The following is a 16515-nucleotide window of genomic DNA, read 5'->3' as shown; positions in this document are numbered from 1 at the left end:
GACCTCAACACCCGGCTACTCCGATTCCAGTACAGCGCACAGGCGCTGAAACTCAAACTCCACTTGCGGCATCAACTCCCGACAGGCGGCAAGGTCGTCCGCCCTGCCGGCCTGCTCCATCCGGCTGGCCGCATCACTCAGGGCTTCGGCCGAGACGAGCAGGGCCGTTCCCTTGAGGGCATGGGCATGTTCCCGAACAGCAGCGATGTCGCCTTCGTCGGCCACCTGGGCCAGTTTGGCCACCCGCGTCCGATTCTCTTTCACGAATCCTTGAAGAATCCTGGCGGCCAGCTCTTTCTTTCCGGCAACACGAGCCATGAACGCCGCCCTGTTGAACACCGCGAGTTGGGCGTCTTCATGTGCCGCGCCACCTGTATCCAGTCCTCCGGTCTCGGCTTCCTGAAGGCCGCTTTCTGATTTCCCGTCATCCTCTCCAAGCCTCCCCGCTTCATCCCGCGCCGTCTGCACCTCGTCCCGCACCGGCAGCCATTTCTCCAACATTTCCGTCAATTGCGCCGGTTCCAGCGGCTTGGTCAGATAGTCGTCCATCCCCGCCTCCAGGCACTGCTCCCGATAGCCCTGCATGGCGTGGGCTGTGAGGGCGATGATGGGGATTCTGGAATGGTGGGATGCTGGAATGCTGGGATGCTGGGATTTTTGAATGGTGGAATGTTGGGATGCTTTCGGTAATGATGTTGGTTCTGCCTTGTGCTGGTCTGACTGGGAAGGGGATATGATATTCGTCACCCCGCCTTCAAATCCAGCATTCCAGCATTCCAGCATCCCAGCATTATCTTTTTCTCTTGCCCTGATCTCCCGCGTCGCGGCCAGCCCGTCCATGACCGGCATCTGCATGTCCATCAACACCAGGTCGTAGGGGATGGTGCGCAGGGCCTGGACGGCTTCGGCGCCGTTGGCCACGGTGTCGGCGGTCAGGCCGAGGTTGTCCAGCATGGCCAGGATCACCTGCTGGTTGGTGGGGTTGTCCTCGGCCAGGAGGATGCGGGTGTTGGACCGGGAAAAATCTCTGCGGGCTCCGGCGGATTTTCCGTCCGGACGTTGGGTGATCAGTTCCGCGGATGAGGCTCCGTCCCTGGCCATAACCATGGTCAGGCAGTCGAAGAGTTCCCCGTGGAGTACGGGTTTGGTCAGGTGGGCGGAAAAACCGGCTTCCTGCAGACGCTTCGCATCGCCCTCACGGCCCGTGGAGGTCAGCATCACGGTCCGCAGGGAGTGCAGCGTGGGCTCGGAGGAGATGATTTGCCCCAGGGTTTCGCCATCCATGCCGGGCAATTGCATGTCCAGGATGGCCAGACGGTACGGGTCACCCTGGGCCACGGCCTTGTGCAGGAGGTTCAGGGCCCGAGCGCCATCCGGGGCCTCGTCCGGACGCATACCCCAACCTTGGCAGCGGTTCATCAGGATTTCACGATTTGTCGCGTTGTCGTCCACGATCAGGGTGCGGACGTCTCGCAGATCAGCGGGTTCCGGCTTCTGAGCGGCCTTGGCCAGTCCCAGCCGGACCGTGAACCAGAAGGTGGAGCCTTGGCCTTCGACGCTTTCCACCCCCACTTCGCCGCCCATCATTTCGGCCAACTGTTTGGAAATGGCCAGCCCCAGCCCGGTGCCGCCGAACTTCCGGGTGATGGAAGCGTCCACCTGGGAAAAACTCTGGAACAAATCGTCCAGCTTGTCCGCTGGAATGCCGATGCCGGTGTCGCGGATGGTGAAGAGCAGTGTGGTTTGTAGCTGGTGGCCGGCGGCTTCCGCATCAGCGTGGCCAACCACGTGCCGTTCGCTTTCCCCTTCCCGCTTTCCGCTTTCCGCTTTATCAATTTCAGCATTCCAGCATTCCAGCATTCCAGCATTTCCATCCGCCACCTGCACCCGCACCACCACCTCGCCCTGCTCGGTGAACTTGACCGCGTTGCCGACCAGGTTGGTCAGGATCTGGCGGAGGCGGCCGGAGTCGCCGGTCAGGCGGTCCGGAACGTCCGGGTCCGCGGCGCAAATGAATTCCAGACCCTTTTCCTCGGCCTTGAAGGCCATCATGGTCGCGAAGCTGTCCAGCATGTCCCGGAGGTCAAATTCCAGGGCTTCCAGTTCCAGCTTGCCGGACTCGATCTTGGAGAAGTCCAGAATGTCGTTGAGCAGCGCCAGCAGGGTCTGGCCGCTGGCGCGCACGGTTTCCGCGTAGCGACGCTGAGTGTCGTTCAGGTCCGTTTCCAGAAGCAGTCCGGTCATCCCGATCACGCCGTTCATCGGGGTCCGGATTTCGTGGCTCATGTTGGCCAGGAATTCACTTTTGGCCCTGCTGGCCGCATCGGCCTGTTTTCTGGCCTCGAGCAGGCGCTCCTGGTCTTGGACCCTCTCGGTGATGTCCTGCTGGATTCCGAACCAGCGGCTGTCGCCGTTGTCAAAAAAAACAGGATTCGATTCCAGCAGTGCAAAGCGGACCTCCCCATCGATGACAACCCGGCCTTCCCAATGAAAGCGCTTTCGTTCTCTGACAACTTCCTGGTTAAGTAAAATGAAATTTTCCAGCTCTTCGGGATGGATCATATTGAAGGCAACCGTGGGATCGGCCAGCACTTCTTCGCGACGCAGGCGGGTCATATCGCACCATCCGTCGCTGAGATATTCGAACTCATGTCGTCCATCGGCCCGGATCCAGAACACGTACACCCCCACAGACATGTAGGCGACCAGGTCGCTGAAGCGTTGCAAACTTTCGCTCAGCTCGACCTCCGCGTGTTTCTGGGCGCTTTGGTCGTACATGTAGCTGCGGATACCCGCCAGGCGTCCTTTTTCATCACGAACCAGCAGGGTGAAATCGTAAACCCAGATGAAGTGACCGGTTTTGGTCCGCAATCTGTAGGATGTTTCGAAGGTATCAATGTGATTTGCGATATTGTGTTTGAGTTCGTTGATGATACGGTCCTGATCATCAGGATGAATGATTTCTGGATACAGAAAATCCAGGTGCATCATTTCTTCCGGACTGTATCCAAGAATCCTTCCAACATTGGATGAAGCATACTTTACAGGACATTTTCCATCTCGTTGCGAAGTCCATTCCATGGTGAACACGGGACCGGCGGCAAAAAGATTCCGTTCATTCTCCAGGTCTTCAACAGCTTTCTTGTGCTCGGTAATGTCCCTGCTGATGCCGAAAATGCCGATCACTTTTTGCTTGTCGTCAAAAACCGGCCATTTGTTGGTCTGGACATATCCTGTTTCACCGTTTTCCTTGTAGTATGGATTGACCTTGTTCAGAACCGGCTTTCCTTCTTTGAAGACAGGTTTTTCTTCCTCATTGTAAATCGTCGCAGTATCATGCGGAAACACCTCAAAATCGTGCTTTCCGATCATCTCCTTCCAATGCCCATGATTGGTGATATCAGCCAGCGTCTGACTGCAGAAAATGAACCTGCTGTTGATGTCCTTGTAATAGACAAAGTCAGTTGTTTCTTTCAAAAAAACTTCGAGACTGCGGGCAAAAATGGTTTGTTCAATCTCCATCCTGTCCTTCTTGCGCAGCAGGAAAACGATGAATGCGGTGAAGGCAAGAATGGTGACTGCTCCAAGAACATAGACCCAGAGCAGGGGCGTGAAGAGTATCGGGGACGCGTGCCACCCCGCGGAAGGTATCGCCGCGATCTGCCAGCTTCCGTAGGGCAGTTCCATCACCTTGGTCAGTGGAGAATGTTCAAAGACCACCGGATCTCCAAAAAACACATCCCCCTTGTCCCCGAGAGCGTCCCTGCCCCGAATGGCGACGCGCAGACCATCCCGCTCTTCCCGAATTCCCGCTCCGGCAAAAATTTCGTCACTGTTCATGACCACCGAAGCCATGCCCCAAAATTCTTCCTGACCAGTGCCCTCGTCCCTTCTGGCTATGGGAATCCGGGCGATGATTCCCTCACCCCCCTGGACAAGTGCAAGAGGTCCGGCAAGCACGATTTCATTGACTCTTCGAGCCAGATCCACGGCTTCGAACTGGGCGGGAAGGGTCGTATAGTCCAAACCGACCGCGGCTTCGTTGCCTTCGATGGGGTACATAAATTGAATGACCATGTCGCGGGCAAGGCCGATGTTCCGCAGATCTTTTTCTCCACGAAACTGGACTTCCATGGCCCGGGCAAAATCATCCTGGGTCAGATCGGGGTTCATGGCCACCAGGGCTTTCACGGCGGAGACTTTATGGATGTTCGCGAACAGTCGCGACGCGAGGGACGACTGCATGACATCCAGGGCCTGCTGGACGTTTTCCCTCTCCTGCCGCTTGTGACGATCAGATTCAAAATGGGAAAGGAGCACGCCGATCAGGACAAAGAGCCCAAGAAGCGTGACAAACAGGAAATTGGCCAGCACGACCGGGCTGTTCTTGGGGGTGTTGGAATCCAAGGTTTTTTCAGGGGAAATTTTGGAGGTCTGGGCCAAATCTTCAGATGTCTGTCCTGGTTCCACTTTCAAACTCCCAAGGAATGCAAGAAGTTACGAATTTGACTCACAACTGCTCAAAAGGGCCGGGCACTTCCTGAAAGCAGCCTTGTCTCTGGATACCCGCCTGAGTGGGAATGACGCGAAATGTTCATGTCGTCATGCCCGCGAAGGCGGGCATCCAGGTCGTGCTTGTCGCATTTTTTGAGCAGTTGCCTTGACTCATCCGGGCTTCGTGATGCCCGGTTCCGCGAGCAGACGCTGAAATTCCCATTCCAGCCGCGGGCCCAGGACCTTGCAGGCAGCAAGATCTTTATCCTTCCCGGCAGCTTCCAACCGCCTGGCCACTTCCGCCAGGGCATTGGCGCTGATCGTCAGCGCCGAGCCTCTGATCGCATGGGCATGCTCGTGCACGGCCGCAAAATTCCCCTCCGCGATGTGCCGCAGCAGGAGCCCCGGACGTTTCATGTTCTGCTCCACAAATCCCTGAGTAATTAACTGGATAAGCTCCTGGTTCCCACTCATTCGGCGCAACAGTTGCTCCCCGTCGTAGACCGGAATGGCATCAATCCCCTGCACCTCATCCCGTTCCCCGCATTCCACAACCGTTTCTCCGCCTGGTGTATCTACAGGCCGCCCGGCGGAAGCAGGGGCATCCCCATGAACATGGTCCCGGGGCTCCGCCTCTTCCTTCCCGAGCCACTTTTCCAGCATCTCCGCCAACTGGCTCGGCTCCAGCGGTTTGCTCAAGTAATCGTCCATCCCCGCCTCCAGGCACTGCTCCCGGTAGCCCTGCATGGCGTGGGCGGTGAGGGCGATGATGGGGATTCTAGAATGCTGGGATGCTTTCGGTAATGATGTTGGGTCTGCCTTGTCGTGGTCTGACTGGGAAGGGGATATGGCATTCGCCACCCCGCCTTCAATTCCAGCATCCCAACATCCCAGCATTCCAGCATTATCTTTTTCTCTCGCCCTGATCTTCCGCGTCGCCGCCAGCCCGTCCATCACCGGCATCTGCACGTCCATCAGGACCAGATCATAGGGGATGGAGCGCAGGGCCTGGACGGCTTCGGCGCCGTTGGCCACGGCGTCCGCGGACTGGCCCAGGTTTTTGAGCATGGCCAGGGCCACCTGCTGGTTTGTGGGATTGTCCTCGGCCAGGAGGATGCGTGATCTGCGCGGGATGAAGGTTTTTTGGGAACCGGGCTCCCGGACCAGCCGTCGAGACATGATCTCCCTGGAGGAACTCTGACCATCCCTGGCCAGAACCATGGCCAGACAGTCGAACAGTTCTCCGTGAAGCACGGGTTTGGTCAGGTAGGCGGAAAAACCGGCTTCCTGGAGGCTTTTCGCATCGCCCTCGCGGCCCAGGGAAGTCAGCATCACGGTGGGCAGGGGTTGCAGCGCGGGTTCTGAAGAAATGACCCGTCCCAGAGTTTCCCCATCCATGCCTGGCATTTGCATGTCCAGAACTGCCAGCCGGAAGGGGTCGCCCTGGGCCAGGGCCGCGTATAGCAGCTTCAGGGCCGTGGGGCCGTCGGGCGCCTCAGCCGGGCGCATGCCCCAGCCCTGGCAGCGGGCCAGCAGGATCTCCCGGTTCGTGGCGTTGTCGTCCACGATCAGGGTGTGGACCCCGTGCAGATCCGCGGGATCGGACGCGGGCGTCTCCACGGCCTCGCCCAGCCCCAGCCGGACCGTGAACCAGAAGGTGGAGCCCTGGCCTTCGATGCTCTCCACCCCCACTTCCCCGCCCATCATTCCGGCAAGTTGCCTGGAAATGGCCAACCCCAACCCCGTGCCGCCGAACTTCCGGGTAATGGAGGCGTCCACCTGGGTAAAACTCTGGAACAAGCCGTCCAGCTTGTCCGCTGGAATGCCGATGCCGGTGTCCGAAATCCTGAAAAGCAGTGTGGTTTGTGGTTGATGGCTGGCGGCTTCCGCATCAGCGTGGCCATCCGCGTGCCGTTCGCCTTTCCCTTCCCGCTTTCCGCTTTCCGCTTTATCAATCCCAGCATCCCAGCATTCCAGCATTCCAGCATTTCCCTCCGCCACCTGCACCCGCACCACCACCTCGCCCCGTTCCGTGAACTTGACCGCGTTGCCGGCCAGGTTGGTCAGGATCTGGCGGAGGCGGCCGGGGTCGCCGATGAGATTGTCCGGGACGTCCGGGTCCGCGGCGCAGATGAACTCCAGGCCCTTTTCCTCGGCCTTCAAGGCTGTCATGGACGTGAAATTGTCCAGCATGGGTCGCAGGGCAAAGTTCAGGGACTCCAGGTCCAGCTTGCCGGACTCGATCTTGGAGAAATCCAGGATGTCGTTGATCAAGGCCAGCAGTGCCTCGCCGCTGGATCGGACGACTTCGGCGTAGCGCCGCTGGGTAGCGTCCAGATTCGTATCCAGCAGCAGGCCGGTCATTCCGATCACCCCGTTCATGGGTGTTCGAATTTCGTGGCTCATATTGGCCAGAAATTCGGACTTGGCCTTGTTGGCCTGCTCGGCTTCCTCCGCGGCCCGCCGCTGGTCAGCGAAGCTTTTCCGGAGCTGTTCCAGGCTCTCTCTTCTCAGAACCAGCAGCCGGCAAGCCACGGCCACGGGCAGGACCAGGGTCAGCCCTCCGACAAGGAAGAACAGCCTGATCACCCAGGCATTGGAGGCCTGTCGCGGCCAGCCTTCTTCCGGAACCGCCGCCACCTGCCATGAACCATACGGCAGATTGACCAGGGCCAGCACCGGATCAGCGTCAAATACCTCCTGGGAACCGAAAAACAGATCTCCATCCGGCCCCTGGGCGTCATTTCCACGAATGGCGATCCGCAAGGCCGGTTCAACCTGAAACAATCCACTGGCCGAATAGAACTCCTCCAGGTCAATGACCACCGAAAGAAGGCCCCAGAACGTCCGGAAGTCGTCATCCAGAAAAACCGGGATGCGGCCGATAAGCCCCTGCCCTCCCTGGAGCAGGTTCACCGGGCCGGCCAGAACCAGCTTCCCCGTCTCCCTGGCGTGCAGGGCCGCGGCAGCCTGCTGAGGCACGTCGCGGAAGTCGACGCCGATTATGGCCTCATTGCCCTCAATGGGATACATGTACGTGACAACCAAGTCCGGAGCCGCGCCGATGTTGCGCAGCTGCGGATAATTTTGGATCAAGGGGGCGGCCAGGGCGGCATACCGCTCCAGGGACATCTCCGGCTCCAGGCCAATGGCAATGACCATCCCCTCCACCCTGCTGGAATTGACATGAATATTTCTCTCCATCTCCGCCCGCAGCGAGCTCAGCTGATAGTGAACGGAGCGGCGGGCTTCTTCGATCTGCTCATTGGTGGAGAAACGCTCAAAATAATACCACCCACAGAACACGGCCAGGCCGACCAGGACAGGAGGAATCCAGAATTGAATTTTTCTCAAGAGAACCAAGGTCATGGCACACTCCTCTGTAACTGCTCAAACCTTACGGCAATTTACGAAGCAAATCCTGGGAGCGCCGCACCCCAGTGCGGCAACGGAGTATCGCATTCAAAAACAGGTTTCGGCTGGAGCCTGGCTCCGGAAGCTGGATCGATCACCGTGCAAAATTTATCTTGCACAGGAAATCCATCGCATGATCTTTTTGAGCAGTTACTCTCCTCTTGGGCAATGCTCCTTTTTGTCGTCGCCTTGCCGGTGGCAATTTTCCGTCTGTTGGAACCTATGCCATAATTTATGCAAAGCTGTCGACAATGTGGAATCCTTCTTTTATGAAATTACCGGGATGGTGTGGAACACATTGACGCTGGAGTACGGGTTGCCTTTAGGGCTGTTTTGTTCTCGAACCTTGTGCATTCTGCATGCTATCGATATCGAATCCGGCAACTTTTCGATTCGATATGTGCAAGGGCGAACGACCGATCGCCCCTGCACATGATTGAAAAATTGTAACCATTCAACACATACTCTGTGGTCACTCGCCAGAGCTGGATTCCGGCTTTCGCCGGAATGACGTATCATACCACGTCCTTTCCAAGTTAAGTCATGCCGGCGAAGGCCGGTATCCAGTCCCTATTTTTCTCGAATGAGCTGAGTAGTTACAAAACAAATCCTGAATACAGGGATGGCAAGGAGGTCCGACCATGTGGACGCACAGCAATGGGCAACGCCTTAAATTCCATCGTTCCCTGCGCGGCCTGACCCAGGATCGGCTGGCCGTCCGGCTGGAGACCAGCAAGCAGCATCTGGGCGAGGTGGAGCGGGGGCGCTGCAACCCCTCCCTGGATTTGCTGGCCAAGGCCTGCCGGGAGCTGAACATCGACCCGGCCAGTCTGTTCGTGGTCCGCGATGGGGAGTCCGACCGCCCGGCCGGGGATGGTGCGCTGGAGAGCCAGGCCAATCGCCTGGTCGCGGCCGCCGCCACATGGTCCATTGATCTTGCCGACGGCAGGACGGTCTGGTCCCGGGCCATGTATCGACTGCTGGGGGTTATTCCCAGCCGCAAGCCGTCCCTGAAGCTTTTTCTGAAGCGCCTTCGCGAGCAGGACGCAAAGACCTTTGCCGCCTTTCACCAGAAACTGCTCCAGGGCGAGCTGCCCCGGCCCATGACCTGCCTGTTGCCGCGTAAAAACGGCAGGCACAGAACCCTGCATGTCCATGCGGACCTCTTGCCGGGCAACGTTCCGGGAGAAATAGGCCGCGCCTGCGCGGTATTCCTGGATGTGACCGCTGGCATGGCCTATCACCGGCACATCCTGGAGCGGCAGGAATCGCTGCAGGAGATCATCGAGGACAAAGTCCGCGCCCTGACCGCGGCCATGGTCCAGACCCGGAAGGAGCTGGAGCTGCGCACCGCCACCGAGGCGGTTCTGCGCCACAGTGAGGCTACGCACCGCGCCGTTGCCGAGGACACGCCGGTGATGATCTGCCGCTACACGCCGGATTTTCTCCGAGATTACGTCAACAAGGCCTATTGCGACTATTTTGGCGCATCCGCGGAATCGTTGCGCGGAACGTCGATGCTGGAAATGATCCAGGAAGCGGATCGGGCCGCATTCATCATGAACATCACCCGGCTCACTCCGATATCCCCGGTTATGGTCAACGAATACCAGGTTTTGGCCCCCGGCGGGGAACTCCGTTGGCAGCGCTGGACTGACCGGGCCTTGTTCGGTGATCTTGGCGCCGTCGTGGCGTACCAGGGCGTGGGTGAGGACATTACAGAGCGCAGGCGGGTGGAGGATGCGCTGCGGGAGAGCCTGGCGCGCTACGACGATCTGGTGGCCAAGGTGCCGGTGGGCGTTTATTCCTTCTGGATCCGGGCGGACGGCGCCTTTGAATTCGAGTTCGTCAGCGACCGGTGGTGCGAAATCCACCAGCTCCGACGCGATGACGCCCTGGCGGATACCATGCTGGTCCACAACCTGGTCCATCCTGATGAGCGGGCGGCATTTGACGCGCGCAATCTCGAGGCTTTTCGGGAGCGCAAACCCTTCTTCTGGGAAGGACGATGCCTCATCGGCTGCGAACTGCGCTGGCTGCGCGTGGAGTCCACGCCCACGATTTACGACAATGGCGACATCCGCTGGTCCGGCGTGACCCAGGACGTTACCGGGCAGCGTCGGACGGAAAAGGCCTTGCGGGAATGCGAAAAGAGACTCAAGGCCTTGCAAGGAATGCAATAGGCCATTATTCCGCTTTTTGGTGTTACTTCTGGACATGACAATAAAAAACAGGAACAAAGGGCCATGGATCGCAATGAACGTCCCCCCGGCTACGGCCTGTTCAAGTCCCTGCGCTATCACGCCGTCATTGCCCAGGAACTGCGGAAAAGGCCGGAAGCAGTCATGGCCCAGGCCAGGGCGATCATGGAGGGATGGGGGTGGTATGATCCCAGCCATGAGGCATATCATGCCAAGTATGCTCGTCAGTGGCGACTGGCCTTGGAACGGGGGCCGGAGCATGTTGTCGAACTGATTGAGCGTCCAACTGGCGACGAGCATTCGGAATGGATGCGGTCGTGCACTCCCTTGATCGGCATCCTGGACAGACGCGTGATCCGGGATCTGCAAAAGCAATGGCGCCGGGAATATCAGGCGTTGCATGGGAGCCCTTCCGATGCGACATGATGAATTGGCCCATGTTCTGATCACGATCATGGCCCTGACCAAAGGCGAAAAGGCCATTGTCCTGGGCAGTCAGGCCGTGCTGGGCGGCATTGCCAGAGAACAGGCGCAATTGCTGGACGACGCCGCCAAACAAGCCCTTTTCCAATCCATGGAAGTGGATGTGGCCTTTCCCGGCAGGCTGGATCTGTCGGCGCTGGTGGATGACACGATCGGACTGGATTCTCCTTTTTATGAAAGATTCGGGTATCATGCCGAAGGCGTTGAAATGGAGATCGCGGTTTTGCCCAGGGGGTGGGAACAGCGATTGACGCCGTTCACGGATCAAGACAAGAGTCTTCTCGGCTACTGTCTCGATCTCCATGACCTTGCGACAGCCAAGCTCGCGGCCGGTCGGAACAAGGACGAGCAGTTCATCCAGGCCCTTGTGCGGGCAAAATTGCTGCATCGCGATGTCCTGAAAACGCGCATCCTGTCCACGACTCTCCCGGAGGATCGCAAAGAACTGCTTGCGCAGCGGGCCGCGTTGTTTTTTGAGCCGGAGGATTCTTGACGATGGAGCACCAGGCTTTTTCCCAGCTCGAACAACACAAGCTGCTCGCCCTGCGGCAACGCCTTCAGCAGGACCAGCGGGTGCTGGCGGCATACTTGCTGGGCAGCGCGGCTTCCGGGCGGATGCGTCCGGACAGCGACCTGGATCTGGCCCTGATGACCATGCCGGGCAAGACGCTGCCTCCCCTGGACCGGATTGCCCTTGCCGCGGAACTGGCCTTGGAAGCGGGTATTGTCGTGGATATCGGGCATCTTTCCTCAGATAATCTGGTCTACGCCAAGGAAGCCATCCTCACCGGGAAACGCATTTTTGCCCGTGATCCACTCCAGGCGGATTTAACCGCTTGTACGCTGCTGGGGATGTATGTGCGCTTCAACGAAGAGCGACGCGAGGTCCTGGATGCCTATCGAACCTGATGATGTCTGCCTGAACAAGGCTGCCATCATGGAGCGGGCGATTCGTCGAATACACGAGGAACATGCCTTTGATCCGGAACTCATAAACTGTACCCATATCGATGCCCTGATTCTGAATATAGAACGGGCCTGTCAGGCTGCCATTGATCTGGCGCTGCACCTGGTGGCCAGGGAACATCTGGGCATGCCCCAAAACAGCGCTGATGCTTTCAGGCTGCTGCGTAACGCCGATCTGATCAGCGAGCAAACAGCTCTGGCCATGGTGGCCATGACGGGATTTCGCAATGTGGCCGTTCATGAGTACCAAGGATTGGACATGGACGTGGTCCGGGCCATTGCCCAGGAACACTGGAAATCCTTGGTCGTCTTTTGCGCCGAGGTTGGATTGCGCATTCACCCGTAGCCCTGGCTGGGGTTGTTGACTGGGCTGTCCTGATTCTTTCACTCGCTTGGAGTTTGCCATGCCTTCTTCCAATTACGTCCTGATCACCCCCTGCCGGGACGAGGCCGAGTACGCCCGGCAATGCCTGGACAGCGTCCTTGCGCAAACCGTTCCTCCGACCCTGTGGGTCGTGGTGGATGACGGTTCCAGGGATGAAACCCCTGCCATTCTGGCCGAGTATGCGGCCAAGGTGGACTGGATACGCGTTGTCCGCCGGGAGGACCGCGGGAAGCGGGCCGTCGGTCCGGGAGTGATCGACGCCTTCTATGCCGGGCTGGACACCGTGGACCTGAGCGGCTTCGCTTATCTCTGCAAGTTCGACCTGGATCTGGACATTCCGCCGCGGTACTTCGAGACCCTGGTGTCCTGGATGGACCAGGACTCTCTGCTGGGGACGTGCAGCGGCAAGCCGTATTTCACCGATCCGCAAAATGGGAAACTGGTCAGCGAAAAGTGCGGGGACGAGATGTCCGTGGGCATGACCAAGTTCTACCGCCGGGAGTGCTTCCAGGAGATCGGCGGCTTCGTACGCGAGGTGATGTGGGACGGAATCGACTGTCACCGCTGCCGCATGCTCGGCTGGAAGGCATGCAGCCGTGACGCTCCGGAAACGCGGTTCATTCATCTGCGGCCCATGGGCTCCAGCCAGCAGAACATCTGGGTGGGACGGATGCGCCACGGCTTCGGCCAGTATTTCATGGGTACGGGTCTGGCCTACATGACCGCCAGCGCCCTCTACCGGATGACCCGCCCGCCGCTGATCGTCGGCGGCCTGGGCATGTGGTGGGGCTATGTGCGCAGCATGCTGGACGGCAAGGCCCGTTATGAGGACCTGGAGTTCCGCCGCTTCCTGCGCCGCTACCAGTGGGCCTGCCTGTTCCAGGGCAAGCACCGGGCCACGCGCAAGCTGGATGAAACGGCCATGCAGCGCAAGAAGATCGGCCCCCGGGGTGGGTGATGAAAGCAACAACGACTCGCTCCCTTGAGCAACCTGTCGCATTTCGCGGCAGGACGGGTGAATCATGCGCATGATTTTACTTGTTTTGATGGTCCTGGTGCTTCCAGCCTGTACGCATCCCACGATCAAGCCAGGCGTCTATGGTCCGGATGCGGCGGCCCTGCCTGAGCAATTGCCGGAGACCACGGCATATGTCCGTCTGGACCAGGAGGTTCCGCCGGATTTCTTTACGCCGAGTACGGCCAAGACCTCCGCGGATTATGCCACCGCCGACCAGGTGGCCGATTTTTCCGCGGACCTCTCCACGACCTATCGTCTCGGTCCCGGGGATCGGTTTGCCTTTTTCGTCCGGGGCCGGGAGGACATCAGCGTGGACGAGGTCATTGTCGCTCCGGATGGGCAGGTGGCGATCCCCCGCGTGGGCCTGGTGAACATCCAGGGCATGAGTCTGGCCGAAGCCACGGACCAGATGCGGACGGTTCTGGAGCAGTTCTACGAGCATCCGGACGTGACCCTGATCATGCAGCAGTTCAACAACAACAAGGCATACGTCCTGGGGCGGGTGGCCAATCCCGGAGCGGTGCACTTTCACGGCCCCGGAACGGTGCTCGAAGCCCTGGCCCTGGCCGGCGGACTGCCGGCGGACACCCAGAAGTCCTTCCTCAGCCGGTGCATGATCGTGCGCGGCAACGAGATGGTGGTCTGGATCGATTTGCGGGAGCTGCTGGAGAACGGAAACATGGCTCTCAACGCCCGGCTGCAGAACGGCGACGTGATCTACATTCCCCAGAGCGAGGATTCCGTGGCCTATGTCATGGGCCAGGTGTTCACCCCGGGGGTCCTGCTGCTGCGTTCCGAGATGACCGTTCTCGACGCCCTGATGAACGCCGGAGGGGTCACGGCAAATGCCGACCCGGAACAGATCTTCCTGGTCAGGACCCAGCAGGAAGGCGGCGTGGTGGAGCAGATCGATCTGACCGCCTTTGTCATGCACGGCGACCTGCGCAAGAATTTCGTCCTGCGCGAGGGGGACATCCTCTTCGTCGGCGAGCGGGGCATCAGCCGGTTCAACTACTTCATGACCCAGCTCCTGCCCGCCATGCGGGCCATCGACTTCACCTTGGACACGGCCGAGCGTTTCGGGCTGATGCAGCAACTGCGCAACAAGATCTGGGGGCAGGAAGGCTTCGTGAACACGTCGCACTAGATCTGAGAAGCGACAGGAAGTCCCGGCCGCCTTTGAGCGGATATTCATTTTCGATTCAGATTCCATGGCCGACACGCAACAGCAACCATCCATCCGTCCTGGAAGCGTCCTGGAAGGAAAAAAAAGCAAACCTTTCCAGGTGGTGGGCTTTGCCCTGCGCCGCGGGCCGTTGATTTTCCTGCTGGGCGGACTGCTGTTTCTTCTGCTGTTGCCGCTGCTCATGCAACGGGCCAGCCCCATCTATGAAACCGACGCCCTGCTTCTGCTCGATCCGGCCAAGGAGCCGACCCTGACCGGACGCGAGCGTGATGCCATTCCGGGCACTATTGCCGACTACATGCGCACCCTGGTCAACCGGATCAACAGCCATGACGTCCTGGCCGAGGCGCTTTCCCGCCTCGATCCCGCCGAATATCCGGCCTTCCTGAATCCGGATCACCCTCTCGAACGCAATGTCCACCGGCTGATGAGCCGCATCCGGGTGCGCGAGGTTTTACGCACCTATCTGATTTCCCTGACCATCACCGCGGATCAGCCCCAGGGCCTGGGTCCGGTGTTGAACCAGGTCATGCTGGTCTTCGTGGAAAAAATCCAGGCGGAACAGGAACGCCAGTACGAACGTCGGCTGAGCTACCTCAGGGACGAACGGGACAAGCTCCTGGCACGGCTGGATGACGAGCGCAACGCCTTGCTGGTCCTTGCCGAAGGCATGGACCAGAAGGCCTTTCTCCACGAGACCTACTCCCTGCACGTCTACAAGCAGGACATGATCCAGCGCCTGTTCTGGGAAGCCGAGGCCAAACACTCGGAACAACTCTCCCTGCTTGAAAAGGCCCTGGCGGACAGGGAGGCCGTCCGCCAACTCGATCTGCAGCCCTTTGCCGACGAGCGGGTGGCGGACAACTTCGGCATCAACCGGATCGAACAATGGACCTACGAGCAGCTCCAGAGCCTGCGCACGAGCATTGACGGCCTGACCCCAAGCAATCCGGATCGGATTTACGTCGAGGAGCGGATGCGGGCCATGAACGCCTTCCTGGAGTCCTACAAGCAGCAGGTCAACGAGGAAACCATTCGCAACATCCGGGAAAAACTGGAGTACGAACTGGACCTGGACGTGATCAGGGCCCGCAGTTCCTATGAAGCCGCCAAGTCCAACGCGAACCGCCTCAAGATCTTGCTGGACCAGGCAACCGTCGAAGCGGCCGAGACTTCCGAAGCCATCTATCTGGCTTCGGAGATCCTTTTTTCCATGGAGCAGTTGCGCAGCCGCCTGGCTGCACTGAACAACCGCATCGACGACTCGGAAATGGAAGCCAAGGCTCCGGTTCGCCTGGATATCGACAAATGGGCAGTGTCCCCGGTCGAGCCGGCCAGAACCAACACCAAATCCCTGGGCATGATGGCGCTGGCCTTGAGCTTCGGGTCGGTCTTCGGCTTCATTTTCGTCTTTGATTTTCTGGACAACCGGCTGCGTGAACCGGAGGAAGTGACGAAAGGGCTGGGTGGCTCCGGTCCGGCGCCCATCTGGCACATGGGTCTGGAGGACGTCGAATCCGGGAACATTGCCGAAGCGAGTCTGGTCAACCCTCTCGCGCCTGCTGTCCAGGCCATGCGCTCCCTGGCCGTGCGCCTGGAACGGGAGCGGGAAAAACACGGAGCCAAGGTCGTCGCCCTGGCCGGACTCAACCCGGCGTGCGGCGTCAGCTCGCTGGCCTTGAACCTGGCCCATATCCTGCGCTTCGGCTGTGAACGAGTCCTGGTGCTCGAATGCAACCTGCTGCGCCCGGGGATGGCCAGGCTGGAGAGGGGACTCAAAGAGGCTCCAGGACTCTGGGAACTGTTGTCCGATCTGGAAGTGGACGACTGGAAGACGGCTGTCCAGCACGATGCGCAACGGCGGATCGACGTGATCACCGCGGGCAGGCCTTTGCCGCTCCTGCCCAGTCGGGCCAGGCTGCTGACCTTGCTGAACCAGGTCCGCCAAGACTACGACATGGTTTTGTTAGACGTGGCTCCGGTATTGGAAGACGAATTTTCCAGCCATGCGGCGATGCATGCGGATGCCGTCCTGCTGGTGGGCCGCGAAGACGTCAGCCTGTTCCGGGACCTGCGCCAATCCATCGACCTCCTGGTCCAGGCCGAGGTTCCGGCCGTGAGCGCGGTGCTCAACTTTGTCCGCCCCAAACGGTCCGAGCAGATCCGAACGATAATGCAGCATCACATGCAGTTCATCTCCAGCGTCCACCGCAAGCTGCACTCCATGGTCCGCCGAACGTTGCGCCGGGCGCCGCGTTAGGAGCTGCTTTGGTTATCAGTTGTCAGTTATCAGTTATCAGTTATTTGTTATCGGGTTATCAGTTATTTGGGCTATCGGATGTCAGGTAAGATATCGGAACAACTGCCT

10 protein-coding genes are annotated in these 16515 nt (G+C 59.3%); 8 read left to right on the top strand and 2 right to left on the bottom strand.

Features of this window, described 5'->3' with window-relative positions; translation table 11 throughout:
* Positions 1-15: 15 nt before the first annotated feature.
* Both ACYQ15_RS16065 and ACYQ15_RS16060 read right to left on the bottom strand, forming a co-directional pair.
* Complete coding sequence (locus ACYQ15_RS16065) at positions 16-4470, bottom strand: response regulator (protein WP_459938514.1); 4455 nt, start codon at positions 4468-4470, stop codon at positions 16-18.
* Between the two features lie 195 nt (positions 4471-4665).
* The gene (locus ACYQ15_RS16060; protein WP_459938513.1) at positions 4666-7863 is read right to left on the bottom strand and encodes a response regulator; all 3198 of its coding nucleotides are present in this window, start codon (positions 7861-7863) and stop codon (positions 4666-4668) included.
* Between the two features lie 686 nt (positions 7864-8549).
* On the opposite strand from ACYQ15_RS16060, the gene ACYQ15_RS16055 reads away from it, so the two are divergent.
* The 8 genes from ACYQ15_RS16055 to ACYQ15_RS16020 all read left to right on the top strand — a co-directional run bounded on the left by ACYQ15_RS16055 (position 8550) and on the right by ACYQ15_RS16020 (position 16407).
* Positions 8550-10091, top strand: a complete 1542-nt coding sequence (locus tag ACYQ15_RS16055) for a PAS domain S-box protein (protein ID WP_459938512.1) — start codon at positions 8550-8552, stop codon at positions 10089-10091.
* Between the two features lie 63 nt (positions 10092-10154).
* Entirely contained in the window at positions 10155-10535 is a 381-nt protein-coding gene (locus tag ACYQ15_RS16050) for a hypothetical protein (protein ID WP_459938511.1), read from the top strand.
* Complete coding sequence (locus ACYQ15_RS16045; protein WP_459938510.1) at positions 10525-11085, top strand: DUF6036 family nucleotidyltransferase; 561 nt, start codon at positions 10525-10527, stop codon at positions 11083-11085. The genes ACYQ15_RS16050 and ACYQ15_RS16045 overlap by 11 nt, the downstream gene beginning before the upstream one ends.
* 2 nt (positions 11086-11087) lie before the next feature.
* Positions 11088-11501, top strand: a complete 414-nt coding sequence (gene mntA, locus ACYQ15_RS16040) for a type VII toxin-antitoxin system MntA family adenylyltransferase antitoxin (RefSeq protein ID WP_459939604.1) — start codon at positions 11088-11090, stop codon at positions 11499-11501.
* Positions 11485-11904 (top strand): type VII toxin-antitoxin system HepT family RNase toxin, encoded by a 420-nt coding sequence (gene hepT, locus ACYQ15_RS16035; RefSeq protein WP_459938509.1) that lies wholly within the window; start codon positions 11485-11487, stop codon positions 11902-11904. Before mntA ends, hepT begins: the two co-directional genes overlap by 17 nt.
* 58 nt (positions 11905-11962) lie before the next feature.
* Positions 11963-12901 (top strand): glycosyltransferase family 2 protein, encoded by a 939-nt coding sequence (locus ACYQ15_RS16030; RefSeq protein ID WP_459938508.1) that lies wholly within the window; start codon positions 11963-11965, stop codon positions 12899-12901.
* 64 nt (positions 12902-12965) lie between these two features.
* Positions 12966-14108, top strand: coding sequence for an SLBB domain-containing protein (locus tag ACYQ15_RS16025; RefSeq protein WP_459938507.1), 1143 nt, complete (start codon positions 12966-12968; stop codon positions 14106-14108).
* Positions 14109-14172: 64 nt separating this feature from the next.
* Positions 14173-16407, top strand: coding sequence for a GumC family protein (locus tag ACYQ15_RS16020; RefSeq protein WP_459938506.1), 2235 nt, complete (start codon positions 14173-14175; stop codon positions 16405-16407).
* The last annotated feature ends 108 nt before the right edge of the window (positions 16408-16515 follow it).

It is taken from the genome of Desulfonatronum parangueonense, from assembly GCF_054656975.1.
This window is presented reverse-complemented; position numbering and strand designations above follow the sequence as displayed.

Coding starts and splice junctions, on each gene's coding strand:
- ACYQ15_RS16060 (WP_459938513.1), bottom strand. CDS start 7,863: ATGACCTTGGTTCTCTTGAGAAAAATTCAATTCTGGATTCCTCCTGTC.
- ACYQ15_RS16055 (WP_459938512.1), top strand. CDS start 8,550: ATGTGGACGCACAGCAATGGGCAACGCCTTAAATTCCATCGTTCCCTG.
- ACYQ15_RS16050 (WP_459938511.1), top strand. CDS start 10,155: ATGGATCGCAATGAACGTCCCCCCGGCTACGGCCTGTTCAAGTCCCTG.
- ACYQ15_RS16045 (WP_459938510.1), top strand. CDS start 10,525: ATGCGACATGATGAATTGGCCCATGTTCTGATCACGATCATGGCCCTG.
- mntA (WP_459939604.1), top strand. CDS start 11,088: ATGGAGCACCAGGCTTTTTCCCAGCTCGAACAACACAAGCTGCTCGCC.
- hepT (WP_459938509.1), top strand. CDS start 11,485: ATGCCTATCGAACCTGATGATGTCTGCCTGAACAAGGCTGCCATCATG.
- ACYQ15_RS16030 (WP_459938508.1), top strand. CDS start 11,963: ATGCCTTCTTCCAATTACGTCCTGATCACCCCCTGCCGGGACGAGGCC.
- ACYQ15_RS16025 (WP_459938507.1), top strand. CDS start 12,966: ATGCGCATGATTTTACTTGTTTTGATGGTCCTGGTGCTTCCAGCCTGT.
- ACYQ15_RS16020 (WP_459938506.1), top strand. CDS start 14,173: ATGGCCGACACGCAACAGCAACCATCCATCCGTCCTGGAAGCGTCCTG.